Source organism: Algoriphagus yeomjeoni, assembly GCF_003259505.1.
In the GTDB taxonomy this organism is placed as follows: Bacteria; Bacteroidota; Bacteroidia; order Cytophagales; family Cyclobacteriaceae; genus Algoriphagus; species Algoriphagus yeomjeoni.
The window spans coordinates 45,125-71,315 of record NZ_QLLK01000004.1 but is presented as its reverse complement, the minus strand read 5'-3'; the positions used below and the strand labels follow the sequence as shown (position 1 = coordinate 71,315).

Sequence of the window (26,191 nt, the reverse complement as noted above, 5' to 3'; positions counted from 1 at the left end):
ATTAAACGTTCCTTATTTCAGGAAGTATAAAATCAAATGGAATGAAATAGGAGTTTAATTTTCCTTCCAGGGCTGTTTTCCTCGTCTGCAAAGAAACATATTCTGCAACTCTTCCTGCAAAATACCTTGTATCTACTCCAGGATATTCTTTCACAAATGGCTTGTAGTGATGTTTAAACTCACTCTTTTTTGTGAGATCCGACTTTATTATATGTACCATTATTTCCCGAGTCTGATCTGTACTTGCCAAAAAATCATAAATCCCACCATCTAAGGTTTTATGCTTCTTCCTGACCACACTAGTATAGCTAATCAATGGAAGAAAAGGTGCTGGACCATAATGTCCAACCATAGTATGGTCTGTCGATGATTGACATCCCAATTTTATAGACCAGGAATTCATCGTATCGATTGAAGGTAAATTCAGTTTCACACCCAAATCATAAAACTCTCTCCTTATTGGGGGCAAAAAACTATGGGAACGGATTGGAATTTTTTTGCTAATCGCCCAGCTATGTATTGAATTGAAAAGTGGATAGGTGAATGTGTGAACATCGTGATGAGAAGTAAGATGCGCAGGTTCTCTCTTAAAAACTTTTTTAAATTTGATGTATTGGGATTCTAATTCACGCATGGCTTGCTGCACATAGCTGTCAGTAGCATAATTGCTATCCAAGCCCTTGTATTCTGGAAAATATCCATTTTCATCAACCAGATTTTTGACTTCTTCAATAGGAGAAACAGGCCTGCCTGATGTAATAGTATAATGCAATCCTACATGGGTGGTATGTGCCAAAGGCGCGGACGTATTAGGCCCTTTTGTTTCATTGAGAAATTTATGAAGACTTTCCAAATGCTCATCGTCAGCATCAGCTGTACGATTAATCAGAACAGCTATTGAATTAATCAATCCGTTTTTTAGGGCAAGTTTTGCACCGAGATCTATCTCCTTATTTACCCCAATATCATCAGCCGTAACTAAATATAGCTTTGCTAGGATTGGAATATTTTGGCTGGTAAAAACTGCCCCACTCCATACGAAAGTACGATTTGTCAAAACATACCAAATATCTATACCTCGATGAAGTTCACCCCGTATGGCATGTGAAATTTCCACATCCCATCTCGGCTGAAGTTCTTGGGATTTAGGTGCATTTACCGATGGTTTGAAAATTCTAGTATTAACCAGTTTGGTTACGATTCCTTTATAAGTCTCCATTATCCTACCGCTTTGGTGTTTTTCCCATCATTGGAAGTAGAAGTACCTGAGGACGAAGGTGCTGCAGGCTGCAATGAGGTTCTTACGCGCATCAGCTTACTTAGTAGATCAAACCAAAAAGGTGCTCCAAGCGATATAGCAAAAGCGGTGATCAAGAAACCTACCCAGTTCAAGAATTTTATATCTTTAAAACTGATATCAGTAACAGAAAAAACAAGATTGTTTTCTTGCAGCTTTTTATCAAAATATTGCCTATTCTCTTCAAGTTTTATGCTATCCACTGTTTGAATATTAGCAATCATGTCTTTAGCTCCTTCCACATAGATTGCTCTCAAATCTTCATTTTTTGACAATTCCATAGCTAATTGAATGGTATCTACCTTGAATGAACAAGCAATTATGAACCCGAGAATAAAAGTAAGAAGTGATAACTTCCTTTTATACCAACCCGAAATCCTATCCATTTGATCGTTATACCATTGCTCTAGCAATCCCTTGAATTTTTCTATATCATCGCCGGCTTCATTCCAAAGTAGATTGAATTGATATTTGGTATCTGTGCCTAAAATAAAATCCTCTGGGAGAAATGGATTCTTTGTCTTGGTTCTATTATCCAATTCTAACTTGAGGTAAGACAGCTCTTGCTTAGCTGATTCAACTTCAAATTCGTCTACAGATTCAATACCCTTTAGTATTTTGATTTCCTCCTCTAACTCTTTGATATTGCCTTCTAGCTCTCCTAATTCAAACTTTGGAATTATCCCCAAAGCGGCGCTAATGTTTTCTACTGCATTACTATTCGTTCCCTTTTGTAACAAGTCAACAAGTGTTTCGCTAAATCTATTAGGACTTATATATGAAGGTTTACTGTTTATACCTTTTGGCCCTAGATACCTAATTGATGGATGAGTGTAAAAGGCTTTTGTAAGTAGACTATTTGTTGAAGCCCAAAATAAATTTACAATGGTATGGTTGGTTTTATTTGACTCATTTTCATCTGCTAACAACCGTTCAATTCCTGCCATCAAATTCTTAGCTCTTGAGCTAAAAATTGAAGTAAGCGATTCAATCAATGTCATTGTAAAGAGACTGTACAAGAGGAAGATGAAAACCAAACTGATAAAAGTATCTAATACTATTAGTCCTGTCATATTCTGTAGTTATTAAAAATTTTGAGAAAAAGTATTCAAAACAAACTACCTACAAAGTAATTAATTTTTAGAGATATTCCAGTTAACTGATTGGTTGACAGCATTTCTGGATAAAATTTTTATTAAACAATTTGCTGCCAGATGTTCTTTAAGACTTGAATTAGCTGATTGAATTCCTCTTCTACCGCTTGTAAAGAGTTGTTTTGAATCAAATTTAATTTTGTATAAATTCCTGTTTAGCAATAAGATATACTTAAACTCAAGACAATATGAAAAAGTCAGTTTTACTAGTTGCATTAAGCACAGTCATGGTGGTTCTGGCCGCTATGACCTTTCGAGGCAATGATGAATTGCCCTATAATCTAAAGATGGGTAGTCCGGAGGTCAAGTCTATTTCCTCTTTGGCTTTTGGCCCCGAAGGAATTTTATTTATTGGAGACTCCAAAAGCGCAGCAGTTTATGCGGTAAACACCAAGGATGTCAAGGGCCCGAAATCAGTTTCTTCTATCGATGTGAAAGCGATTGATCAGAAAATCGCTACTCTTTTAGGCACTACATCAGACAATATTTCTATTTTGGATATTGCCGTTAATCCAATTTCAAAGAAGGTTTATCTAGCAATTCAATCTGGGGACGGTACTCCAGTTTTAATGACTTTGGCGGAGGGTAAATTTGCTCCTGTCACGCTCAAGGACGTGGAATTTGCAGAAGTGCAACTTAACAATTCACCTGGTGTGGATGATAAAGATGGAAGAGGCCGATCGCTACGAGTTTCCACTATTTCTGATATAGACTATTCTGATGGCAAATTGATGGTAAGTGGTCTATCCAATAAGGAATTCAGCTCAACTTTCAGAAGTATTCCATTTCCTTTCACAGATTCGCAGGATTATGCCTCTTTGGAGATTTTTCACGCAGCACATGGAAGATATGAGACTACCTCACCTATTAAAGCTTTTACCACTGGTAAAGTGAATGGGAAAGAATACCTGATTGCTAGCTACACATGTACTCCTCTGGTTTTGTTTCCGCTGGACGAATTGAAAGCTGGAACTCATGTAAAAGGTAGAACTATTGCTGAGATGGGGAATGGTAATCAACCGCTAGACCTGATAAGTATGAAAAAAGATGGCAAATCATACCTGGTTATGGCAAATTCAAGACATCCTGTTTTCCAAGTTGATTTTAAGGATATTGAAAGTTTTGAAGGATCCTTGACAGAACCTTTAGCTGATAATGTCAAAACGGATGGAGTTGACTTTGAATCAACGCCACTCACCGATGTACAGCAATTAGCCAAAATGGACGATGGGACGATGGTGTTTTTACAAAAGAAATCAAATGGGGCTCTCGATCTTTGGTCATCAGATAAAGCTGAGAATTTGACAAAATAATGATGATTGAGCTTATTGAAATCAGGTTATGTGGATTGCGTAACCTGATTTTTTTTGTTGTCCTATTCCAATTTTCCTGTACAAATGAGACGGAGGAAGCTATTTCCATTGTTTGGGAAAATGATAAAGCAGTAGCACTTCAATTGGAGAAACTTAGCATTTATGAACTCGGAAATTCTCAAATAGAAGTTCGGCTAGTGCAAGAAGGTAACCGCGTTCCAATCCTTGGAGAATTAAAAGAAGAAGGCGGTATGATTATTTTTTCACCACTGATCCCTTTCACCAGAGGGCAGAGCTATGCAATATATAATGGTGATAAAAAACTGGGAGATGTATTAATTCCTGGCTTTGATCCCAATGATTCTGAGCATTCACTAGTTGAAATTTACCCAACTCAGGATAGTGTTCCTGAAAATCTCCTGAAACTCTTTTTGAAGTTTTCGAAGCCAATGCGTGAAGGTCAATCCGTCAACTATTTGACACTAATTAAAGGTGATACTGATACGCTATCAGGTGTTTTCTTGGATTTGCAACCCGAACTGTGGAATGAAGATCAGACGCTACTGACAGTCTGGCTTGATCCGGGCAGAATCAAACGTGACCTGATTCCTAATCAAAAAATGGGAGCTCCGTTGAGCAAATCTGAAAAATATAAGCTGATTATTTCTTCTGAATGGAAAGGGTTAAATGGTGGAGTTTTAGATCGGGACTATTCAAAGGATTTTGCTGTTGTAGCTAGAGATAGTATTTCTCCGGCTCCGCAAGAATGGCAGTTGGAAATTCCAAGATCAGCATCCAAATCACCCTTAAAAGTTAAATTTGAAGAATCACTCGATTTTAGTTTGCTCAATGAAGTTTTCAAGATTATATCGCACAAAAATCAAGAAATCGATGGCGAGTGGAAAATTGGAAATGAGGAAAAAAGCATAGACTTCACTCCTGATTCAAATTGGAACAAAGGAAAGTACAAGGTTAGGATTTCAAGTAGATTGGAGGATCTAGCTGGAAACAATTTGAATCGATTGTTTGAAACTGATCTGGAAATTCAAACTTCTGAACAAGAGGATTCAGAATTTCAATTTATTGAGTTTGAAGTGAAGGAATAAGGATTAACTCCTTCACTTCAAACGTGATTTTGTATCACTAATCTTGCCAATATATCCCAAATTATTTTTCGTAATCCAACACCCGATTTGCCCAAGGAATAAAGTGCTGCATATTCGGACCATCCGTATGTCCTCCATCGTGCTGTCTCCAAGCCAAATCTCCGTCCAACATATCGGTATTATATGGTGGCATTTCTTCTTTCATGTAATCATTGGAAACGCCCAAATCTGATGATCCTAACAGTTTGTAGGCAACCCCAGCAGCAATCACAGCCATATAACTTCCCTTTTGATCAAGCCATTTGGCATCGCCTTTTTCAGGAATTCCATAGCTCACAAAAACAGGCCTAGGTGCACACAGCGCTAACATATCGTGAGAATCTACAGGTAAATCACAGCCATCCATTCTTCCAAAGACAGACTCTTCAGCTCCATACTTCATGTAATTTCCAGCCATCCAGTAGTTTTCTCCACCGGTAAGGCTTTCAACAGCTTCGCCGAAAACTCGCCTGTGAAGTGTTGTGCCTCCTTTTCCAGATGAACCTATCAAAGCTGTGGCAAAGCGAGGCTCAAAAGCCATAGTCACCAAAGCTGCCTTTCCATATCGGGAAACTCCCTCAATTCCCACTTTTTTAGCATCTACCAAGGGTTCTGTTTCCAGGAAGTCTAAAGCTCTTGCGGCGCCCCATGCCCAAGCACGAAGTGCACCCCAATCTTCAGGAGAACGTGGTTGACCTTTATTCACCAAACCTATAATTCCTCTGGTAATTCCAGCATGATTATCAGCTTGTATGCTACTTGGGTCGATGGTCACATATCCCCAGCCTGCTGCAAGCAATTGCTCAGTGGATGGAGAATCGCCAGTTGGAGCTGGCGCAAAGAAACTTGGACCAGGCAATCGAGTGACTGGATTGTAGGCTGGATATTTATCAAAAAGCGCTTGCAAGGAAGGATCATTCTTGATCATCATTTCCTTGAAGGAGGTGTTTAATATTTCCATATCCTCTCCATTTGGCTGAGCTGGAGCCGGAAAAGAAGGCCTGCCAAACATAATCAACACCGGAACTGGTCCCTTGGCATTTGCTGGCACTACCAGCATCATATTGATGTCAACCTCAATCAAAGGATATGCGCTATTGTCAACATGCCCAATGATTTGCTTAGCTATCACAGGAGTTCTTGCTACAAATTCCCGATCCGTGATTTTCACCTCCCAATTCACATTAGGAATATTTTCTGGAAGTTTGCCGTAAACTTCACGTTCTAAAGCATCGACCAATTCAGGTCTACGAGTTTGCCACCACATTTCCTCTGAAGTCACTTTTTGACCAGCATCGGTAGTTAGAATATCCGGAAGTTCTGGACAAGGATTGGCTTTTGTCTCATCATAGTTTGCGGCATTTGGAGCAGATTCATTGCCACTCGGGCCTGGACGAAGCACTTTGATACCCAATTGCTGCTGCATATTGGCGTGGTCTTGCTCATTTGTAAAAGTAACTGGTGTGGGATATTTAGAGGAATCTACTTTAGTCGTTTGAGCAGTAGACAAACCACCAATTCCTAGAAGTAGCGTAAATAAAATTGTCTTTTTCATTATAAGTTTTAAGGTATATTGAGCGTATCAGTGTTGAAGTTCTTTTACATGTTTTGCTGCATCCAGCATGGTTGTAGTCCAGATAGTTTCCTTATTTTCTGCCAAGTAATCCAATAACATTTGATGAGCCTCCAGAGATACATTTAGGTTATGCTCACCTCCTACTCCATGAAAAAGGAAGGTAATCAGCGCATTTTTCTCCTGAGCTTCTTTCACCAATTGAATCAGGTCTTCGCCCGATTCTCCATTAATTCCATAGCTATCTACATTAAGTAAATTGATATTTCCAATCACGTTCAATGCCCCACGCACACCTCTGGAGGCTACAAAGTCATCTTCGATTTCCTCCATAAAAGAACCTTCACCAGTTGCCGTGTCTCCGCATGTGTAGGCAAATGTCCGTTCCTTTTGTCCATCCAGAGATTCCAGAAACACATTCGTCATGAGGATTTCTTTTAGAATTTGCTCTGTAGTATAGTTATGTAAATCATTGTCAGGTGAAACCCAGGACCTTCCGGGTAATGAAGCATCGCAGGGATGATAGAGGGTGTGATTACCTAACTCATGGCCTAAAGCAGCTGCTTTTTTCCAATCTTCAATTCTGCTTTTACTTCCTGGGAAAAAAGCCGAAAGGTAAAAAGTTCCCTTAAGTTGATGAGCTTCCAAAGCTGGAACTACATTGTCCAGATGAACATTCAGCGCATCGTCGTAAGTCAAAACTACTGCGGCTTGCTTGCCTTTCCAGCGTGTGGAAGTAGCTTTTTGGGCAAAACTGCATTGCACTGCAAAGAGAAATCCTATCAATAGGATTCTAAAAGTTGATTTCATTCTACTAGGTTTTAGGTTGGGTTTCCTGAATTTATGGTTTTTCAGATTGAATCCAGTGTTTGCAAAAAACTTAGCGAAGCAAATTATGATTAGCGGTCCTCAGATGACTTTAAACAGTCGACATCCTAGCTAGAACATCAACTAGTCAACTCCTCTACTCTACCCTCGTAGTCAAACTGTAAATCGTCATGTAAGCGTGAAATAAGTTTAACCGCTTTTGCCAACTGCATTTGATAGATATTATCAAGCACTTGATTTCTATGTCTGAGAAAACCGTATTCCTTTAGTTTTTCACAGAAAAACAGAAGAACTTCGATTTGATCAGTTTTGACTTTACTCAGCTTAAGTAGCTTGTTCATCTTCCTCCGAAGTTTTTGAGCAGCTTTTTTCGCGTAGTATGAATGGTCACCCCTTGCCGTTTGGAAATCAAGCTCTAGTTCCTCCTGCACCATTTCTACATAGAGTTGTGGGTTGTCTTTCTCATTGAGTTTAAAAAAAAGGTAGGATTTATTATCACGGCTAAACTTGCTAAGATCAGCTACCAGTTCAATTAATTCCTTTTCATTTAAGTAGCTAAGTTCTTTTTTAAGTTGGGCTAGACTTGGGATTTTCATACTGCAAGTTATATCATGACCTATATTTTTACTAAAATCCTTACCGTCGAAATGAATCTTCTTGAAATTGATAAAGAACTTCTACTATTTAGGAAAATACTTATTCAATGAAAGAAATCCAGTCCATCATCAAAGCGTATGGAATCTTCCTAGCAGAAGGTAAGAAGGTCGCGCTCGCGACAGTAGTGCAGGTAGACGGTTCGGCTTATCGTCGTCCTGGGGCAAGAATGCTGGTGTCAGAAGACGGGGAATTGACTGGAGCGATCTCCGGTGGATGTCTCGAGGGAGATGCGCTTCGCAAAGCTCAGACCGTGATTTTCCAGCAAAAATCCATGCTTGTAACTTATGACACCACTGATGAAGATGATCAAAAGTTTGGAGTAGGTTTAGGCTGCAATGGAATTATACATGTGTTGATAGAACCTATTGATTATCAAGATTCTATAAATCCAATTGAATTACTGAAAATCGCTATTCAAGAGCGGGTTACTAGCAGATTGATCACTGTATTTTCAGTGAAATACTCCAAACAAGAACAAGTTGGAACCAAGGTACTAATGAAAGGAACTCAGACTTTTGGAAATGAAAAAAGCTTAGATCCTGCACTTTGGTCACAGATTCAAAATGAAATTAGCGCAAATGACTTTTCCCATCATATTATCAAGAAATATGAGGAATTGGATGACGTTCAAGTATTCATGGAATCAATCAAGTCCGCTATCCGAATTTTGCTTTTCGGAGCTGGAAATGATACAATTCCGGTATGCAAAATGGCGGCTATTCTGGGACTTGAGGTTTTTGTCATTGATGGAAGAAAAAATCTGGCAACTCCAGAACGGTTTCCAACTGCCGTCGGAATTATTACTGGCTCGGGAGATGAAGTCGTTCAGCAGTTGGAAATAGATACTAATACAGCTGCACTTTTAATGACACACAATTTCGAATATGAAGCTCAGGTGCTAAAAGACCTTTTTCCTTTGGGACTTTCGTACATCGGGATTTTGGGCCCTAAAAAGAAATCTGAAAAGTTGATCGAGCGTTTGGAAAAAAATGGATTAACTGTAAATCAGAATGCTATCTACTCTCCTATGGGTTTGGATATCGGCGCTGAGGGTTCAGAGGAGATCGCTTTATCCATTTTGGCAGAAGTGAAAGCAGTTTTGGCAAAAAAACAAGGTACCTTTCTGCGAAATAAGAAAGGCCCAATACACGATTAAGCTCATGAAATCGAGCATGTCGAAAACGACACACAGAGGGATGTCCCGATAGTTGTCGGGATCACTAGGCAAGATTCTCCCGAGGAAAAATCGGGACAGGCTATCTGACCATTAAAAATAAAATTATAAACAGATGAAAACAGGAATTATCATATTAGCAGCAGGAGAATCAAGCAGACTTGGCTACCCAAAACAGATAGCAAAATACAAGGAAAAGACCTTGCTCCAGCTCGCTATTGACGCTGCAAATGATGCCAAAGTGGACAAAAGAGTTTTGGTTCTTGGTGCAAATCGTGATGAGATCAAAAAGACTTTTTCAGGTGCAAGTATTCCGAATATTCCGAATCCGCATTTCGAAAAAGGGATGTCTTCCAGTTTAAAAATTGGCTTAGAATACATGCTCAAACTTGATAAGCCTGATCAGGTGATCGTCATGCTTTGCGATCAACCCTTTGTAGATGCAAAGATCCTAAATAAGTTGATTGCCACCCAGAAGAAAGAAGGTAAGGGCATTGTCGCCTGTGCGTATTCAAAAACTGTTGGTGTACCTATTCTTTTCGGGAGTACCTATTTCAAGGAATTGATGGCCTTAACGGGTGATGAAGGAGCCAAAGGAATTGCGATGGCTCATGAAGATGATATGGTCACAGTAGCCTTCCCAAAAGGCAAAGTTGATATAGATACTGAGGAGGATTTGAGAGATTTGAATTTGTGATGAAGTCTCCCGCCAAGGCGCCAAGCCGCGGTTTTTTTCTCGCGGCTAGATACTATCATCCTCTTAAGCCAAGAACCACCTTCTCCACCCAAACCACAGTATCCACCACATCCTGCTCACTAGTATTCCTACCCAAGCTAAACCGAATCGAAGCTCGTCCAAGATCATGATCTAAACCCATTGCCTGGAGCACATGAGATGGTTTAGGTGAAATGCTTGTGCAAGCTGAACCGGAACTAACGGCTACTTTTTGGCAAACTTTACGAAGTAAATCTTCACCATCTACTCCACCGAAAGCAATATTTGTCACATGGGAAAGTCTATTCTGACTTCCATTCAAAAAAGTATCTGGGATAGTCAAAAGCTTGTTTTCCAGAAATTCACGGAGGTTTTTGAGTCGTTCAGATTCTACATTCATTTCATCCAATCTGAATTCTGCAGCTTTCCCAAAACCCACGATAGCTGGCACATTTAGCGTCCCGCTTCGGAAGCCCTTCTCATGTCCTCCTCCGTGAATCTGCGCAAGTGGCTTAGGTAAAGAATGATTATGCCTGATGTAAAGTGCGCCAACACCTTTGGGTCCATAGAGTTTATGGGCCGAAATAGCCATCAAGTGAATGCCTTTTACTGAAACCTGAGTCTTCCCGGCAGCTTGTACCCCATCTGTAAAAAAGACAATTCCTCTTTCCTCGGCCAATCCTGCTATTTCAGCAATTGGATGAATGATACCTGTTTCATTATTTGCCCACATCAGGCAAATCATTTTTGTATGAGGAAGAATGCTAGAGTTCAGATCAGCTAAACTTATATTCCCATTCTTGTCCACCGGTAAATAGGTCACCTCTGCACCTGCCTCCTCAATAGATTTCATACAGTCCAAAACCGCTTTATGCTCAGTTTCGCAGGTGATATAATGTTGTTTTTCGCCCTTATACAAATCGAATGTTCCCTTGATTGCAAGGTTAATTGCTTCAGTAGCTCCTGAGGTAAATATGATTTCTTTAGCCTGTGCGCCGATCAAATTTGCCACTTGCTCCCTAGCTTCATCTAAAGCATTTTCAGCCACCCATCCAAAAGCATGAGACTTACTCGCCGCATTGCCAAAATGTTCTCCAAACCATGGAATCATAGCTTTTACGACTTCAGGAGCACAAGGAGTTGTGGCATTGTAATCAAGATAAATGGGGTAATTCATGTGTGCAAAATAGGGATTTTTCTAGCTCAAGGAATTACATGTATCAATCAAAATTCGCATAGTGTGATAAATGGTGATCAAACAATAAATTAGTAATTTAAGGCATGCAAGAAACTTGGACCATTACACTCCCATCAAGCAAAAAGCCAACTTCAAATGAACTTAAATTGGTATTATCCGATAATAAAAAAGATTTAGGGATATTCCTCTCTTATTATTTCAAGAAAGAAGGAGCACTTGCTGAAAAAGTAGATCTATCATCCGAAATCAATTTCAAGAACGAAAGTGAGGGGGATTTCGACCTAGAATTTGACTTGATTCACTACAATGCCTGTCTTGCAATCCACGATCAAAAGAGGGATAGCATGAAAATCACATTTGAAATCGAAAATGATAAACTGAACCTGAAAGGACCTTATTGGCCAGAAAGAGAGATGGACGAAATTTAAGGATAGTATCAAGTAGCAAAACATAAGTATTTAGATTTAAGACATAAGTAGTGAGAGCAAAGAATCAAGATCCAAGATAAGATTCGAGAAAAAATATATTTAGGATTAATAAACTAGTACAAGGTTCATTATCAAAAAAAGCACTTCCAACAAATTCTGGAAGTGCTTTTCTCTTGAATCGTGACTCTATTTTCTTGATACTTATTTCTAACGTCTAGCTACTAATTAGGCTCTCTTAATGCCCAAATTGAGATCAGTGAATTCCTTCTGCTCGATAAACGGCTGACTTCTTAATCTTCTTTGAGTTGCACTGAAGATAGCATTCGCAATAGCACCACCCGTCGGAGGCAAACAAGGCTCACCTAGTCCAGTTGGGTCAAAGCCACTATCCACATAGTAAGTATCAACTGCTGGAACTTCCTTCATTCTGATCAGTCGATATTTATCAAAGTTTGTCTGCGTAGGTAGCCCCCCTTCGAAAGTCAGGTTACCATACATTGCATGTCCCATTCCGTCGACTACTCCACCACGAACTTGGTGATCAGCTCCGGTTGGATTTACGACCATTCCACAGTCTGTTACTACGTGTATTTTCTTTAGTGTTGGGGTTCCGTTTTCCATCTCAATATCAGCAACTTGAGCCACATAGGTTCTATGAGAGAAGTAAACAGAAAATCCCTGCTTAACATTCGGGTTTTTACCCCAATTCGATTTCTCAGCTGCAGTTTTTGTAACGCCGATCATACGGTCCACATCATAGCGCAGTTCTCCTCCTACTGGATTAGCTTTCGCTTTTTCCATCAATTCCAACCTAAATGCTATCGGATCTTTTCCAGCAGCTAAAGCTACTTCATCCAAAAACGATTGCTCAGCATAGGCCAAGAAATTCGTAATCGGAGCACGCCAAGCATTAGTGGTAATGGAAGAATTATAGTTCACATTTTCGATCAGTAGGTTTTCAACAGCTCCTGATGGAAAATTATGTTCTCTAGTACTATTTCCAGCATTCATACCTACTCCACGGAGTTTGTAACCAGTCATATTTCCATCCGCATCCAATGAAGCATCGAATCTATATCGAACTGCTGGTCGATATGCTCCGCCAGTCAGGTCATCTTCCCTACTCCAAGTAAGCTTTACGGGCGCATTCATCATTTTGGATACATGTACAGCTTCAGCAACATAATCTGCACGAAGTCTTCTACCAAATCCACCGCCTAATCGGGTAATTTCAACGCTAATATTTTCAGGAGCAATTCCAGTAACCTCAGCAGCTGCTCTTCTAGCACTTTCTGGAGTTTGTGTTGGTCCAATCAATTCCACTTTATCAGCCTGAACATGCGCAAAGAAATTCATTGGCTCCATAGGCGAATGGGAAAGGAAAGGACACTGATATTCCGCTGTCACTACTTGCGCGGCATTTTTGAACGCTGAATTTACATTGCCATCCTCTCGCTTTACTTCGGCTTTTCCATTGGCAAGTAGGTCTTTGAAAATCTCATCGTGGTCCGCAGAACTTTCCACTTTTCCATCTGCCTCATATTCCACTTTCAAAAGCTTTTTGGCTTTCATCAGTGGCCAAGTAGAAGTTCCTACCACTGCAACACTATTCTCGAAGGTTACCACGTCTTTCACACCTGCTACATTTCTAGCAGCAGCATCGTCTATGGATTTGATTTTCATCCCGAAAGGAGCTCTTTGAATCATGGCATGAAGCATTCCTTCTCTATAGAAATCTAGCCCGAAAAGTGGCTCTCCGGTAAAAATAGCAGCGTTTTCAACATTCTTTACTGGCGTACCTATGATTTTAAAGTCTTTTTTGTCCTTTAAAGTCACCTCTTCAGGAGCAGTTAATAGCGCTGCATCATTTGCTACTTCACCATAACCAATTTTCTTCCCACTGGCTTTGTGGTAGATAATACCTTCTGAAGTACTCAATTCATCAGCTGATACTTCCCATTTCTTTGCGGCAGCAGCTACTAAAAGATATTTAGCTGTAGCTCCTGCTTTGCGAAGCCGCTCCCAAGAGTGAGGCATGGCTCCAGAGCCACCAGTCAGCTGGCGCTCATATTGATCTGTGTCCAGATTTGCCTGGATGACACGAACTCTGCTCCAATCTGCATCGAGTTCTTCGGCTACTACCATCGGGAAAGAAGTCTTGATATTTTGTCCCAATTCAGGATTCGGAGAATAAATCACCACATCTCCGGAAGGAGCTATGGAAAGATATGCATTGAATTTTTGTGCATTTGCAAGCACTTCTTCATTGCTCAGCACTTCCATTTTTGGTGAGTCGCAACTCATCCAATTGAAGCCAATAAATAATCCTCCGGCTGTTGTACCTGCTATTTTGAGGAAATCTCTTCTTGATGCTTTTGTCAGTGTTGCCATGATTATTTGGATTTAGCAGCCATTGCAACGGCTTCTCTGATTTTATGATATGTACCACAGCGACAGATATTTCTGTTCATTGCCTCATCTATTTCTTCCATAGATGGAGTTTGATTTTTAGCTAGAAAAGCTGAAGCATTCATGATCTGTCCAGCCTGACAATAACCACATTGAGCCACGTCTACTTCTGCCCAGGCTTTTTGGACCGGATGGTCTCCATTTTCTGAAAGTCCTTCGATAGTTGTTATTTCATCTTCAGTAAGACTTGCTGCAGGAGTAATGCAAGAAAACATTGCTTCTCCATTTCGGTGAACAGTGCAGGCGCCACATTGAGCCACTCCGCAAGAGTATTTCGTGCCGACTAATCCTAGATGATCGCGAAGCACCCAAAGAAGAGGGGTATCTTCTTCTACATCAACCGAATGAGCCTTTCCGTTAATTTTAAGATTTATTATTGCCATGGGTTATTAATTAAGTTTAACACGTTTAAGATAAAGAAAATGAGAGGAGTATAGAAACCGATTATATAAAATGATAGGTAAATCTCTCACGGCGACACAACAACGCTGCGTTTTAATAGCACACATAATTTATAGCTTTGGATAAATCACCAAATTCATTGCTATTTGAAATAAATAAAAATCCACCTCTTCGCACCTTTTGTGCTAATATTCAGTTAAACCCAATAGTTTAATCCCCGCTTTTACAGCTCTATATGCTTAAGTTTTTATTTAAAACAATAAAATACCTAATGATCACCGTCATTTCTATTATAGTAATAATAGCCATTGTCGCTATACTCTTTGTAAATCTCAGTCCTGAATTCGGTGCAAATCCTTCAAAGGAAAAAGTCCTTCAGTATGAAAAGCTAGACTATTTCAAAGATGGGAAATTCAGTAATCTCATTCCTACAAACATGGATATGGACTTTACTGAAGCCATCAAAATGCTTCCTGAGTTTTTCAAAAATGATCCTACCCGAAGACCGGATTTTGAACTACCAATTGAACGAAGGGACTCCTTAGAATTAGTAAATGAGGATCATCCTACAAGACTGGTTTGGTTTGGACACTCATCTTTTTTACTTCAAATTGATGGAAAAACTATCCTGATCGACCCAATGTTTGGTGATGTTCCTGCTCCAAATCCATTGCTTGGCAAAAAAAGATATAGCAAGGAGCTTCCAATTGAAGTTGAAAAGTTACCTCAAATCGATATGATCATAATGTCCCATGATCACTACGATCACCTAGACTACGGCTCTATTCAAAAGCTAAAAGACAAAACAAAGTCTTTTTACATGCCTCTTGGAATGGGTGCTCATTTTGAAGATTGGGGAGTTGATGCTTCGCAAATCCATGAATTAGGCTGGTGGGATGAGATTCAAGCGGATGGCTTGCTTCTCGCCTTAACTCCAGCGCGTCATTTTTCAGGTCGGGGGTTGAACAATCGTTTTTCTACGTTGTGGGGTTCTTGGGTTATTCAAGGCAATTCTGATAATATCTTTTTCAGTGGGGACAGTGGCTATGGTCCTCATTTCAAACAAATCGGTGAGAAATATGGTCCATTTGATTTCGCTATGATGGAATGCGGTCAGTATAATTACCGATGGACAGATATTCATATGATTCCGGAGGAGACTGCACAGGCGGCCCAAGACATCGGAGCTAAAACTTTTATGCCAATACATTGGGCAGCATTTACGCTAGCCATGCACTCATGGACAGATCCAGTAGAACGAGTAATCGCAAAGTCCAATGAAATAAACCAACCGGTTTATATTCCAGAGATAGGAGAATTCATTGAATTGGATAAAAATCTTCAGACAAGACGTAAATGGTGGCTAGAGCCTTCAGTTCTGTCTAAACAGATGATTTCCAAACAGTAAAAATCCAGATTTTATATATTTTTAAAGTCATTTTCAAAACCCAATTAGATAGTGTATTGAAATCACTTTCTAGGAATTGGAATGTTTTGAGGCATTTTTCCTAATTTGACATTTTGAAATAAAACAAAAAACAACCTAAAAAACCTATGGCTCAGACAATCAAAGCAGCTATCGTGGGAACCGGATTTATCGGCCCAGCTCATTTAGAAGCACTTAGAAGAATTCCTAATATCGAGGTAACTGGCCTCGTAGAAGTAAATCAGGAAGTGGCAGATGCCAAAGCCGCAGAGCTTGGTATTCCTAATGCCTACACTTTTGATAACATGCTGAAAGATGACAGCATACAAGTAGTACATATTTGTACGCCGAATTTCCTTCACTTTCCGCAAGCTAAAGCATGTATGCTAGCCGGTAAACATGTGGTGTGTGAAAAACCACTTTCGATGACAATCGAAGAAGCTGAAGAGCTTGTGAAGGTGGCAAAGGAAACCGAACTAATTAATGCAGTTCATTTCAATTTAAGATATTACCCAATGGTACGGCAGATGCGAGTGATGCGTCAAAAAGGCGAATTGGGTGATGTTTACTCCGTGATGGGCTCATATCTTCAGGATTGGTTGATTCACAAAACTGATTACAGCTGGAGATTAGACCCTAAGCAATCCGGTGGATCCAGAGTGGTTGCAGATATTGGATCTCACCTTTTGGATATGACAGAATATGTGACTGGGTTGAAAGTTACAGCGGTTATGGCTGATTTTTCTATCGTCCATCCTACTCGTTTGAAGCCTTTGAAGGCAGTGGAGTCATTCTCTGGAAAAGCTCTTGATCCAAAGGATTATGAGGAGTATGAAGTAACGTCTGAAGATTACGCTACGATTATGCTTCGCTTTGACAATGGACGAACAGGTTCTATAGTGGTAAGCCAAGTGAACGCGGGTCGAAAAAACCGTTTGAATATTGAAATTTCTGGTTCCAAAGCCAACTACGAATTCAATGCAGAGAAACCAAACGAATTATGGATTGGTAAGAGAGATTCTGCAAACTCAATCTTGATGAAAGATCCTGCATTGGTGGATGAAGGAGCTCGATCTTTGGTAAGTTTCCCAGGAGGCCACCAAGAGGGTTTCCCAGATACTTCCAAGCAACTTTTCAAAGAAGTATACGCGGCTATAAGAGATGGCAAGCAACCTGATGCTCCTACCTTCCCTACTTTTGCTGATGGCTTGAGAGAATTAATCATTGGTGAGGCGATTGTAGAAAGTAACAGCAAAGAAGCTTGGGTTAAGATTTAAAAAGTAAGTTGGAGGATGGGTTGCTTGAGTCAAATGTTAATGAAAGATAATTTATAACTGAAAAACATCGCACACTCGACATTAGACAACTTTCCTATAATGAATGACTTTCTGATTTGATAAAATGTCGTATTTTGAAGGCAAATCTAAAACCAATGACAATGAATTTGAAAAAGAATCTTTTAGCCTTAGTCCTACTTGTATTTGTAGGCTTTGCGGCTAACGCTCAAGAAAAAGCTAGTCCTGCCAAAACTGCAGAAGGAATGGTAGGCGATGCTAAAATCACAATTAATTACAGCAGCCCGGCAGTTAAAGGTCGTGTAATCTGGGGTGATTTAGTTCCTCTGGGAGAAGTATGGAGAGCTGGTGCTAATGAAGCTACTACGTTCACTACTACCAAGGATATCATGGTAGAAGGAAAAAAGTTGCCAGCTGGCACTTATAGTTTTTTTGTGATTCCAGGTGAAACCTCTTCGACCCTTATCTTCAATAAAGTTGCGAAGCAATGGGGAGCATTTGACTATAACTCTGCAGAGGATGTGTTAAGAGTTTCAGTTCCTTCAGGACAAACTTCTTCGTTGGAAGAGCGTCTAGTTTATGAAGTGAAGCCAGCAAGCTTTGAAATCAGATGGGAATACGGAAAAGCATCTGCAAAGCTAGGTTCATAAGACGTTCATTCTATATTAATTTTGAACCACGGGATTTATCTCGTGGTTTTTTTTTGGTATGATTCAAGAGTTTTGAGCGCAGGAATTACTCAAGGTGGAGTCAAAATTTGAATAGGGCTTTAAACAAAATATTATTATTTTAAAAACCTAAGCTTTGCTAATCCAACGTTTAAAAGACTGTTTTTTTTTGTATTCGAATAGCACTTTAATTACCATTACATTTAGATTACTATTAATTTGAGAACATGACCTCAATAATCATAGTCAAAGAAAATTGAAGAAATATTCACTAATTTTTGATCTTGAAACGCTTTTTATAAAAATGAATTCTAAAAAAACAATAATTAATTTTTGCCCTACTGGGATGGTTCCTACCAAATTAGAAACTCCCCACATTCCGATTAGTCCAAGTGAAATTATTGAGCAAACCCACGAAGCATACGAAATTGGAATTACCATTGCTCATCTCCATGCGCGTGACTTAAATGGCACTCCTACGTATAGAAAATCTGTTTATCAGGAGATATTTGAAGGCGTACGAAAGCATTGTCCTGACTTGATCATTTGTGGCAGTAGCTCAGGAAGAAATTTTCCCGAATTACACAAAAGATCTGAAGTGATAGAACTCCAGCCAGATATGTGTTCTTTAACACTATCATCACTAAATTTCCAACACCAAGCCTCAACTAACTCCCCGGACACAATATTAGGTCTAGCCAGCAAGATGAAAGAATATGGGGTTGTGCCTGAATTAGAATGTTTTGATCTGGGTATGATAAATTATGGGAAATACCTGATCAAAAAGAATTTGATTGAGGGTCCCTTTTACTGGAACCTGTTGTTTGGAAATATTGCAGGGATGCAGGCTAGTTTTTCGCACATAGGAGCAGCTTTACAAGACATTCCATCAGATCATTTCACAAGCTTAGCAGGATTAGGAGAAAATCAACTTGTAGTAAATGGGGCTTCTATTGCTATGGGACATGGAGTTCGAGTAGGATTAGAAGATAACATCTGGTTTGATCACAAAGGAGGAAAATTAGCTACCAATAAGAACTTGTTATTACGAGTTCATGAAATAATGTCCCTTCATTCGAAACAACTTTTTTCACCAAAAGAGCTTGGAGAATTGGGCTTTTACAATCGTAAAAAATGAGTAAAATAAGCTTTGTTGGGATCTCAAGAGACAGTGCAGCAATTTTTTTGGACCTTATATCCGAAATAAATTTGCAAAATGAGTTTGTGTTTTACCCAAATAAGGACTTTGGAATAGAACCTTTCATGCCTATGAAGATCTACTCTATTGAGATCAAGGAAGCTGGAAGTTGCCCACCTGAAGAAGATGAGCTATTCTTTGGCGCAACAGGCCCTGAAAACAAATTGGCAATTTTTGAAGATTTTTTGAATTCTTATGGGATTTCAGAATCTAGGTATACTCAAGTAATACACCCTAGTGCCTACATCGCTCCTTCTAATTTAATTTCAACCGGTGTTTTAGTAGAACCTGGGGTAATTATCAGCGCTCAAAGCAAAATTGAATTTGGAGTTTCACTGAAGCGTGGCTGTAGAATTGGGCATCACAATTCAATTGGGCGATATACTGATATCAACCCTGGAGTGATTCTTTCTGGGATGATTAACATTGGAGAAGGCTGTTTAATTGGATCTGGGGCGGTTATTAAGGATAACATCAGCATAGGTGCAAACACAACTATTGGAGTTGGCAGCGTAGTTACGAAAGACATTCCTGCCAATTGCATTGCTTTCGGTAATCCGTGTAAAGTAGTTCGTCAAAAATGATCATAAACGATTTAGCTCTTCCAATAACTTCTTCACCCTTGGTATCCATCTGCGTGCAGACGTTTCAACACGAAGAGTACATTGCGCAATGCCTGGATAGTCTTCTAAGCCAAAAAACAGAATTTGACTTTGAAATTATTGTTGGAGAAGACGGCAGTGTGGATCGTACAGGAGAAATCTGTGAGATATATGCAAAAAAATATCCGGAGACAATTCGATTGTTTAAAAGAGATCCAAACAATAAGATTTTCATCCGAGGAAAGAAAACTGGACGGTTTAACTTCCTTGAGAACTTAAAGGCGGCAAAAGGAAAATTCATTTGTCTTTGCGATGGTGACGACTATTGGATTGACAATGAGAAACTGCAAAAGCAGTATCAATTTCTGAATGAAAATCCTGAGGTCAGTTTAGTCTATTCAAGCTACATACATCAAAGGCAAAATCTCAGCAGCTTTGTGGAGCCAGTGCAGGACAGAATCTTTGAGCCTGAAGAATTAAAAACGATTCATTACCTAGGGCATGTCTCGACATGGATGTTTAGAAATGATCTTAAATCGCTTTTGTCCAATCCTATTATCTACAAAGCTTTCGCTATGGATATGGTGTTATTTTCTTATTTTAAAAATAAAGGAAAAATAGCTGGTCAGTCGTTTACTTCTTCGTTCTACAGGTACAATTCTTCAGGCATATTTCGATCAAAGAAAAAGCGGGAAACAGCACGGGATTTTGCTATGATACACTTTTATTTTTTCAGATATATTCATTTTAGTATGTATACTTTTCTTACTAGTGGTTCGGGATATTTCTTTAAAAAATATATCAAATCCCTTTTGAGGATTTGATAATTGAAGGTTTTAGTCAGTACGGTGACTTATAATCCGGAAATTCCATTTAGAATTCAAATCCTCAAAAATGAATGCCATTTTTAATTTAAGATCTTCTAATAGTTGCTATGTCTTAGGTTGAATTAATATCATAGGATGCTTTTCAATTATTTGCCCCTTTTTAAAACAATAAGCTCTACTAGAGAATTTACATTATGATTTATGTAGATAAGAATTTGCCTTGGTAGGTACATGTCTCAAAACCTGGTACCACACTTTTAGAGATGGCATATCTTTTTATATAAATCATTAAGCAGGAAGTTAATTTCTTGCTTTGAAGAGTTGATACAAGCAAACCTCCATCTATGATTGATCAAACAGTTTCTCAGGTCAGTACAGTTACCTTATTAAGGTTTGAAGGATTAAATACCTTCTGGATATTCGCGCAAATGCAAAAGGCTCCGAAAAAATTTGCTAAAGTACTTGGGCTTACTTTTTTCAAATTGATGGGTAGTGGCGGAAAGAATGGTTTTTCTAAAATGCTCAATGTTAACATTTATGCGCTCCACTGTGTCTGGGAATCAGAAGCGTATGCAGATGAATTCATGCAAAATTCAAAGACTTTTTTAGAATTTAGAAATAGAACCTCCGAACTGTACACCATCTTTCTGAAAACTACGAGAGCACATGGCCTCTGGTCTGGAACTAACCCCTATGAAACACAGGAAATCAAACCAACTGGGCCCATAGCGGTAATCACTAGAGCAAGGATAAAGCTAAAGTTCCTCCCTAAATTCTGGAGTAAAGTCCCCTCTTTGGGAAAAAAAGTAGATGAGGTCAAAGGTTCGATATATTCCATTGGTATAGGAGAATACCCTTGGTTTATGCAAGCTACTTTTAGCATTTGGGAATCATATGAAGCTATGCATAATTACGCTTATGGAAATCCTCTTCACATGGAAGTGATCAAAAAAACGCGTGAGCTGGGCTGGTACGCTGAAGAGCTTTTTGCAAATTTCATCCCCTACAGAACTGAAGGAAGTTGGGGTAATTTAGATTTCCAATTGGATAAATTACTCTAAAAAACCGGGAATTAGAGGGGTAATAATTAAGAATCGTAAAATGGTGCTAAATGAGAGATAGATCAAAAAATGCTTCTGGATTAAATGTAAGTCAAGCAATTAATGAGGCTAAATTCAATAATTGCTTGACCTAAATCTCTACTTTTCATTCAAAGAAGTATATACTGAATATTTATAATATGCTTATCAAGGCGAAAGGGTAATACGAAGGGCTTATTATTAAGGCAAATCGTAAGATCTGGATTGAGTTCCTGCCTATGGTTTTACCCCCGGAACATCCTTTGGAGCATAATCTTGCCACCAAAACTCTGGCATTTTCTTCACTTCAGGATGCACTTCATCCAAGGTATTTCCTTCATATAATCTCCCGTTCATCATCACATGACTGATGTCTTTAGAGTTTTTAATGTTGTCCAATGGATTGCTATTTAGTATTACCAAATCCCCTAGTTTACCTACTTCCAGTGTTCCTAAATCTTGATCTAATCCTATGGCTTCGGCACCAAGGATGGTCGCAACTCTAAGTACATCATATTCAGACATGCCTCCAGATTGCACCGCCCAAAGCTCCCAGTGATAGCCTAAACCTTGTAATTGTCCATGGCTACCAATGCCTGCACGACCACCAGCTTCTACCAAGTCCTTTGCAAAGGTTGATTCCTCTACATGTACATATTCATCTTCCATAAACCAGCCATCGTTACGTCTTCGGGTTCTAGAGTCCAAGTTCCAATGTGGCATAAAATGAGTCAACTTAGGATCGTCATGAGGGTTTTCTGTTGCGTAGAAATAGTTCTCCGTCCAAGGTCCGCCATAAGCCACTAATAATGTTGGTGTGTAGACAGTCCTTGAAAAAGCTACCAAGTCAATCACGTCTTTGTACAATGGGAAAATCGGAAAGGAATGCTCATGACCTGGATACCCATCAATTACTTGCGTAAGGTTATTCTTAAAATCAAGCCCTCCTTCAGTAGTAGGCATAATATTATGCTCCCGAGCCGCTTGAATAATCCATTGCCGCTGCTGACGATTTCCTGCGCCATACATTTTCACAGTTTTGGTATTGTAATAAGAACTGTAGCGCTTCATTACTTTGCGGGCATTTTCTAAGCTGCTGACATTCTCACTTGCAAAAATGCCTGGGCCAGTAGAGTAAATTCTTGGTCCAATAAGTTTGCCAGCATCCACTAAGTCACCATAGGTCAATACATCAGTCGTTGCTGTCTGAGGATCACGGGTGGTTGTTACACCAAAAGCCAAATTGGTCAGGTAAGGCCAGAACTCTCCCCTGTGCAAATTCACGGGATGACGGAAGTGCGAATGAGTATCTACAAATCCCGGAAGAATGGTTTTTCCAGTAGCATCAATAACCTGGACCTTATTTCCCACCTGAATGTCTTTCCCAATTTCCTTAATGCGATTGTTTTCAATTAGAATATCAGTGCCTTCTAGTACCTCATTATCCTTCATTGTCAGCAAACGAGCATTTTTAAGGAGTACAGTTCCCTGAGGGATATCTCGATCTGCCCTTACTTCGATTCTCCGTTCGATTGGCTCGTATTCTTTTGATGTTTTATCCTCTTCTTTCTTCTCTTCGGCTGCTTTTTTAGTATCCGTATCTTTTTCTGTTTCCTTCTTCGCCTTTGCTTCAGCTTCCTTTTGTACTTCAAAAGCTTTAGCATCATCTAGTGAATATGCAACGTGAGCATTTCCAATAGCCCAGTGAACTGTCTTGCTGTCCCAACCCCATGCAGGGAATTGTCCACCAATATCTGTCAATTGACGAGCTGGAAAAGCCGATTTTGTTGCGTCAGAAACTGAAATACTTGGCGCTTTTTCACTAACCTGAGGTACAGTTACTACAAATAAATCCGTTCCAATAGCTGCCAATGCCTGATCACCTTCTCTGGCCATTTTTATCCAATCCGCTCTTGGAGCATTGGAAGAACCAGGAGCTGATTTTCCTGTCACCTGCACGTGTTCTTTCTCGTCTGTCCCATCCCAGCGAATTGAAACTAATCCACTCCTACCTGATAAATAAATACGATCCGAGTTTTTGGTGAAGTGTGGATTTGATCTGCCATTGGTAAAAGAAATAAAGTTATTTTCAGAACCATTGGCAGAGATCCAAATAAGATCACTTGTACCTCTAAATGCTGTTCTTTGGAGGGCATTTCTGAAATCTTCTGACTGACCTTTGATCAGCACGATTTTAGTCCCGTCGTTATTCCAGACTGGGTTTTGGAAAACGCCATCAGCTCTGTTAAGCTGAGTTAAGTCAGACCCGTTAGGTCTTATTTTATATAGTTTTCCACCTTCAGACTGCCAAGTGACAAAGGCAATCCATTGCCCATCAGGAGACCATGTTGGCTCTGCTTGGGTTTCATCCAAAGTCACAAGTTTCTTTGGTGTGCCATTTGGCAAATCCACTAGATACAACTCATTTAGAGCCGTAAATGCCAATTGCTTCCCATTAGGCGATGGGGCTATATCTCTGATTTGAGTAACAGTGAATTTTTCATCATCTGAAATTGGATAGTCGAAATCCAACTCTGGACCTAAAGGAATGCTACTTTTTACTCTGAAAGGAATTTCAATAGCCTTTTTACTAGCTACCTCTATTTGATGAATTTTACCACCGTATGAGATCACAATGCTTTTGTTATCAGGAGTCCAAGAAAATCCCGGAAGTACATCTCTTGATGCTCTGGATTCTTGATCGTCATGCTGAATAGGATATGCCAACCAACTCTCATCTCCTGTGACCAGATCTCGCAAAATTAATCCTGTTTCCGTTTCATGTCGTGTGGCATAAACCAACCATTTCCCATCACTGCTAGGAGTTGGACGAAAAGCTGAACCATAGCGAGAAGACTGCTCAATCATCTCACCTGATTCTCGATCGTACTTAGAAATCTGGTATTGAGGCATGGGTGCATTGTAGGTCCAAGAGCCACTACGTTCTGAAAACCAAACATATTGATCGTCATCACTAAATGCTCCTTCTAGCATTCTTAATGAATTTGGTTCTTTGACCAGCGCGACGCCTGAACCACCATCGACATGATAAAGCCATATTTTATGCGATCCATCACCACCTTGCCGGGATGCAATCATGTATTTTCCATCAGGAGTCCATTCTGGACCTTGATATCTATTGTCGTTTCCTTTGGTGATTTGCTTTTTTTCCTTGTCATCCAAGTTCAGAGTCCAGACGTTTTCTCCGCCTGATTCATCCGAGATAAAAATGATTTTTTTACCGTCAGGACTATATCGAGGTTGTGCATCAAACTGCATCCCTTCCGTAAGTTGAGTTGCATCGCCACCGGTGATCGGAATAGTGTAAATATCTCCTAAGAAGTCAAAAACAATGGATTTTCCATCGGGACTTACATCTAAAGCAATCCAGGAACCTTCAGAAAGGTCAAAGTCAAATGTTCTTCCTGATTCAAGTGGTAAGTCCTTTTTCTTCTCTGACTTCGCAGAATCATCTTGAGCAAATGTTGCAAAAGAGAAAGTCAAGGCTAGCATTGCTAGAATTAGCTTTTTCATATTTGGGTTGTTGGTTGATTTAAAACATCCAATCTACTACGATAATGCTTTATGCAAAAGGAGTTTAGGATGAGAGGTAAGTGATGTTTGCTTTGAGTATTCGAGTTATAAGTAGGTGATGATGAGTAGTTGACACTGCAAACGAATACCAAATTCAGGTGGATTGAACGATTTAGTTACTAATTCACAGTTAATGACCAAACAAGCGTTAACACTCAATGGGAAACTGTCAAATCTTTATTAGGACTTTTCAATTACGCCTTCCTCTTTAGGCTGCTCAGCAAAAGCTTTTAAATGTCCTATGTATTTCCCTCTTTTTTTCCATTTCAAGTAAAGTCGAAAAGTAGTTGGGTGAATACCAAAGCTTTTCAAAATCCTATGAAAAGGCTTAGCTATCATTCTTCGAATAGGATTATTGCGGTTTATGAACACTTGATGATTGTAATCACTTGAACTTTTCACTGCTGCTTTTTCTAATAAGCTCAGTTTAAATGCTAGATCATGTATTCTAGAGAAGAAATAATCGTGCTCGAAGCTTTTATTCTCTGTATAAAACCCTTTTCGTTCTGCACTATGAATAATGATAACTCCCGCACGCTGCGGAAAATGAAAAGCAATATCTTTTGTATGTGCACGGAAAAGCCATTCTTGTGAAGGAGTGACAAACAGTTCTTTCTCCATTTTCCAATCTCCAATTTTTTTTGGAACAGAATGATGCACAAACCAAGTAGATGCAATACTAAATATGTGCGCTGAAAATTTCCCCTGAGGATGAACCGCATACATTTCGGCGGCAAATGAATTATTATCTAGGTCTTGGGGTGTCGAAGGAGAAATTTTGATCCCAGGAACAATCATAAACTCAGCTTGAGATTGCATGATTTCCACCACACACCTACTTAAGTGATCTTTAAAGTAAAGGTCATCTTGATTCAGAAAAGCAATATATTCTCCTTTTGCTTTTCCGAGTGCTACATTGGTTGGTCTTGCTTGTTGACCACTATTTTGCTCCAAATTTGAAAAGGAAATCCGAGGATCATTAAAGCCTAGGACCACCTCTTCTGTATCGTCAGTACAGCAATCTCCAATCACGATCATTTCCCAATTTTGATAATCTGAATCTAGCACACTTTGCATTGCATAGCGAAGCACATGACTGGAATTATAGGTAGCTATTATGATGGATATCAGCGGACTTTTCAAGGCAAA

Annotated in this window: 22 protein-coding genes; 12 read left to right on the top strand and 10 right to left on the bottom strand. The window is 39.5% G+C overall.

All coding sequences use genetic code 11. The features are described 5' to 3' along the window. Position 1 precedes the first annotated feature (1 nt). Complete coding sequence (locus LV83_RS07810) at positions 2 to 1,219, bottom strand: ChbG/HpnK family deacetylase (protein ID WP_111611000.1); 1,218 nt, start codon at positions 1,217 to 1,219, stop codon at positions 2 to 4. After that, positions 1,219 to 2,370, bottom strand: coding sequence for a hypothetical protein (locus LV83_RS07805; protein ID WP_111610999.1), 1,152 nt, complete (start codon positions 2,368 to 2,370; stop codon positions 1,219 to 1,221). Before LV83_RS07805 ends, LV83_RS07810 begins: the two co-directional genes overlap by 1 nt. A 269-nt stretch (positions 2,371 to 2,639) precedes the next feature. Between LV83_RS07805 and LV83_RS07800 the strand changes: the two genes are divergently transcribed. Continuing rightward, positions 2,640 to 3,764: a hypothetical protein gene (locus tag LV83_RS07800; protein WP_111610998.1), complete on the top strand. Its 1,125-nt coding sequence runs from the start codon at positions 2,640 to 2,642 to the stop codon at positions 3,762 to 3,764. Then, on the top strand, positions 3,764 to 4,870 hold the full coding sequence (locus LV83_RS07795) for an Ig-like domain-containing protein (RefSeq protein WP_111610997.1): 1,107 nt from the start codon (positions 3,764 to 3,766) through the stop codon (positions 4,868 to 4,870). The genes LV83_RS07800 and LV83_RS07795 overlap by 1 nt, the downstream gene beginning before the upstream one ends. A 61-nt stretch (positions 4,871 to 4,931) precedes the next feature. Here LV83_RS07795 and LV83_RS07790 read toward each other — a convergent pair whose 3' ends face one another. From LV83_RS07790 to LV83_RS07780, 3 genes are all read right to left on the bottom strand, one after another. Beyond that, positions 4,932 to 6,464 carry a glucuronyl esterase domain-containing protein gene (locus tag LV83_RS07790; protein ID WP_111610996.1) on the bottom strand — a complete coding sequence of 511 codons (1,533 nt, stop codon included), beginning with the start codon at positions 6,462 to 6,464 and terminating at the stop codon, positions 4,932 to 4,934. Between the two features lie 27 nt (positions 6,465 to 6,491). Then, complete coding sequence (locus LV83_RS07785) at positions 6,492 to 7,292, bottom strand: polysaccharide deacetylase family protein (RefSeq protein ID WP_111610995.1); 801 nt, start codon at positions 7,290 to 7,292, stop codon at positions 6,492 to 6,494. Positions 7,293 to 7,429: 137 nt separating this feature from the next. Next, a complete protein-coding gene (locus LV83_RS07780; RefSeq protein ID WP_111610994.1) occupies positions 7,430 to 7,906 on the bottom strand; it encodes a hypothetical protein in 477 nt (158 codons plus the stop codon). 107 nt (positions 7,907 to 8,013) lie between these two features. On the opposite strand from LV83_RS07780, the gene LV83_RS07775 reads away from it, so the two are divergent. Together LV83_RS07775 and LV83_RS07770 are read left to right on the top strand one after the other, a co-directional pair. Further along, complete coding sequence (locus tag LV83_RS07775) at positions 8,014 to 9,123, top strand: XdhC family protein (protein ID WP_111610993.1); 1,110 nt, start codon at positions 8,014 to 8,016, stop codon at positions 9,121 to 9,123. Between the two features lie 133 nt (positions 9,124 to 9,256). Beyond that, on the top strand, positions 9,257 to 9,838 hold the full coding sequence (locus LV83_RS07770; RefSeq protein WP_111610992.1) for a nucleotidyltransferase family protein: 582 nt from the start codon (positions 9,257 to 9,259) through the stop codon (positions 9,836 to 9,838). A gap of 55 nt (positions 9,839 to 9,893) precedes the next feature. Here the strand turns inward: LV83_RS07770 and LV83_RS07765 are convergent, their stop codons facing one another. Next, the gene (locus LV83_RS07765; protein WP_111610991.1) at positions 9,894 to 11,033 is read right to left on the bottom strand and encodes a cysteine desulfurase family protein; all 1,140 of its coding nucleotides are present in this window, start codon (positions 11,031 to 11,033) and stop codon (positions 9,894 to 9,896) included. Between the two features lie 104 nt (positions 11,034 to 11,137). Between LV83_RS07765 and LV83_RS07760 the strand changes: the two genes are divergently transcribed. Then, a complete protein-coding gene (locus LV83_RS07760) occupies positions 11,138 to 11,482 on the top strand; it encodes a hypothetical protein (RefSeq protein WP_111610990.1) in 345 nt (114 codons plus the stop codon). A 225-nt stretch (positions 11,483 to 11,707) separates the two neighbouring features. Here LV83_RS07760 and LV83_RS07755 read toward each other — a convergent pair whose 3' ends face one another. Both LV83_RS07755 and LV83_RS07750 read right to left on the bottom strand, forming a co-directional pair. After that, positions 11,708 to 13,873 carry a xanthine dehydrogenase family protein molybdopterin-binding subunit gene (locus tag LV83_RS07755; RefSeq protein WP_111610989.1) on the bottom strand — a complete coding sequence of 722 codons (2,166 nt, stop codon included), beginning with the start codon at positions 13,871 to 13,873 and terminating at the stop codon, positions 11,708 to 11,710. A gap of 2 nt (positions 13,874 to 13,875) precedes the next feature. Beyond that, positions 13,876 to 14,334, bottom strand: a complete 459-nt coding sequence (locus LV83_RS07750) for a (2Fe-2S)-binding protein (RefSeq protein WP_111610988.1) — start codon at positions 14,332 to 14,334, stop codon at positions 13,876 to 13,878. 290 nt (positions 14,335 to 14,624) lie between these two features. Between LV83_RS07750 and LV83_RS07745 the strand changes: the two genes are divergently transcribed. From LV83_RS07745 to LV83_RS07715, 7 genes are all read left to right on the top strand, one after another. Further along, on the top strand, positions 14,625 to 15,761 hold the full coding sequence (locus LV83_RS07745) for an MBL fold metallo-hydrolase (RefSeq protein ID WP_111610987.1): 1,137 nt from the start codon (positions 14,625 to 14,627) through the stop codon (positions 15,759 to 15,761). Positions 15,762 to 15,907: 146 nt separating this feature from the next. Then, entirely contained in the window at positions 15,908 to 17,056 is a 1,149-nt protein-coding gene (locus LV83_RS07740; RefSeq protein WP_111610986.1) for a Gfo/Idh/MocA family protein, read from the top strand. A 161-nt stretch (positions 17,057 to 17,217) separates the two neighbouring features. Further along, complete coding sequence (locus LV83_RS07735; protein ID WP_394335796.1) at positions 17,218 to 17,724, top strand: DUF2911 domain-containing protein; 507 nt, start codon at positions 17,218 to 17,220, stop codon at positions 17,722 to 17,724. Between the two features lie 274 nt (positions 17,725 to 17,998). Next, complete coding sequence (locus LV83_RS07730; protein WP_211320465.1) at positions 17,999 to 18,880, top strand: BKACE family enzyme; 882 nt, start codon at positions 17,999 to 18,001, stop codon at positions 18,878 to 18,880. Further along, positions 18,877 to 19,524: an LbetaH domain-containing protein gene (locus LV83_RS07725; protein WP_111610983.1), complete on the top strand. Its 648-nt coding sequence runs from the start codon at positions 18,877 to 18,879 to the stop codon at positions 19,522 to 19,524. The genes LV83_RS07730 and LV83_RS07725 overlap by 4 nt, the downstream gene beginning before the upstream one ends. Then, positions 19,521 to 20,366, top strand: coding sequence for a glycosyltransferase family 2 protein (locus tag LV83_RS07720; protein WP_111610982.1), 846 nt, complete (start codon positions 19,521 to 19,523; stop codon positions 20,364 to 20,366). The genes LV83_RS07725 and LV83_RS07720 overlap by 4 nt, the downstream gene beginning before the upstream one ends. Positions 20,367 to 20,713: 347 nt before the next feature. After that, entirely contained in the window at positions 20,714 to 21,430 is a 717-nt protein-coding gene (locus LV83_RS07715; protein ID WP_111610981.1) for a hypothetical protein, read from the top strand. A gap of 255 nt (positions 21,431 to 21,685) precedes the next feature. On the opposite strand, the gene LV83_RS07710 is transcribed toward LV83_RS07715, so the two are convergent. Both LV83_RS07710 and LV83_RS07705 read right to left on the bottom strand, forming a co-directional pair. Further along, complete coding sequence (locus tag LV83_RS07710; RefSeq protein WP_111610980.1) at positions 21,686 to 24,982, bottom strand: amidohydrolase family protein; 3,297 nt, start codon at positions 24,980 to 24,982, stop codon at positions 21,686 to 21,688. A gap of 240 nt (positions 24,983 to 25,222) precedes the next feature. Next, the gene (locus LV83_RS07705) at positions 25,223 to 26,185 is read right to left on the bottom strand and encodes a glycosyltransferase family 2 protein (protein ID WP_111610979.1); all 963 of its coding nucleotides are present in this window, start codon (positions 26,183 to 26,185) and stop codon (positions 25,223 to 25,225) included. Between the last annotated feature and the right edge of the window lie 6 nt (positions 26,186 to 26,191).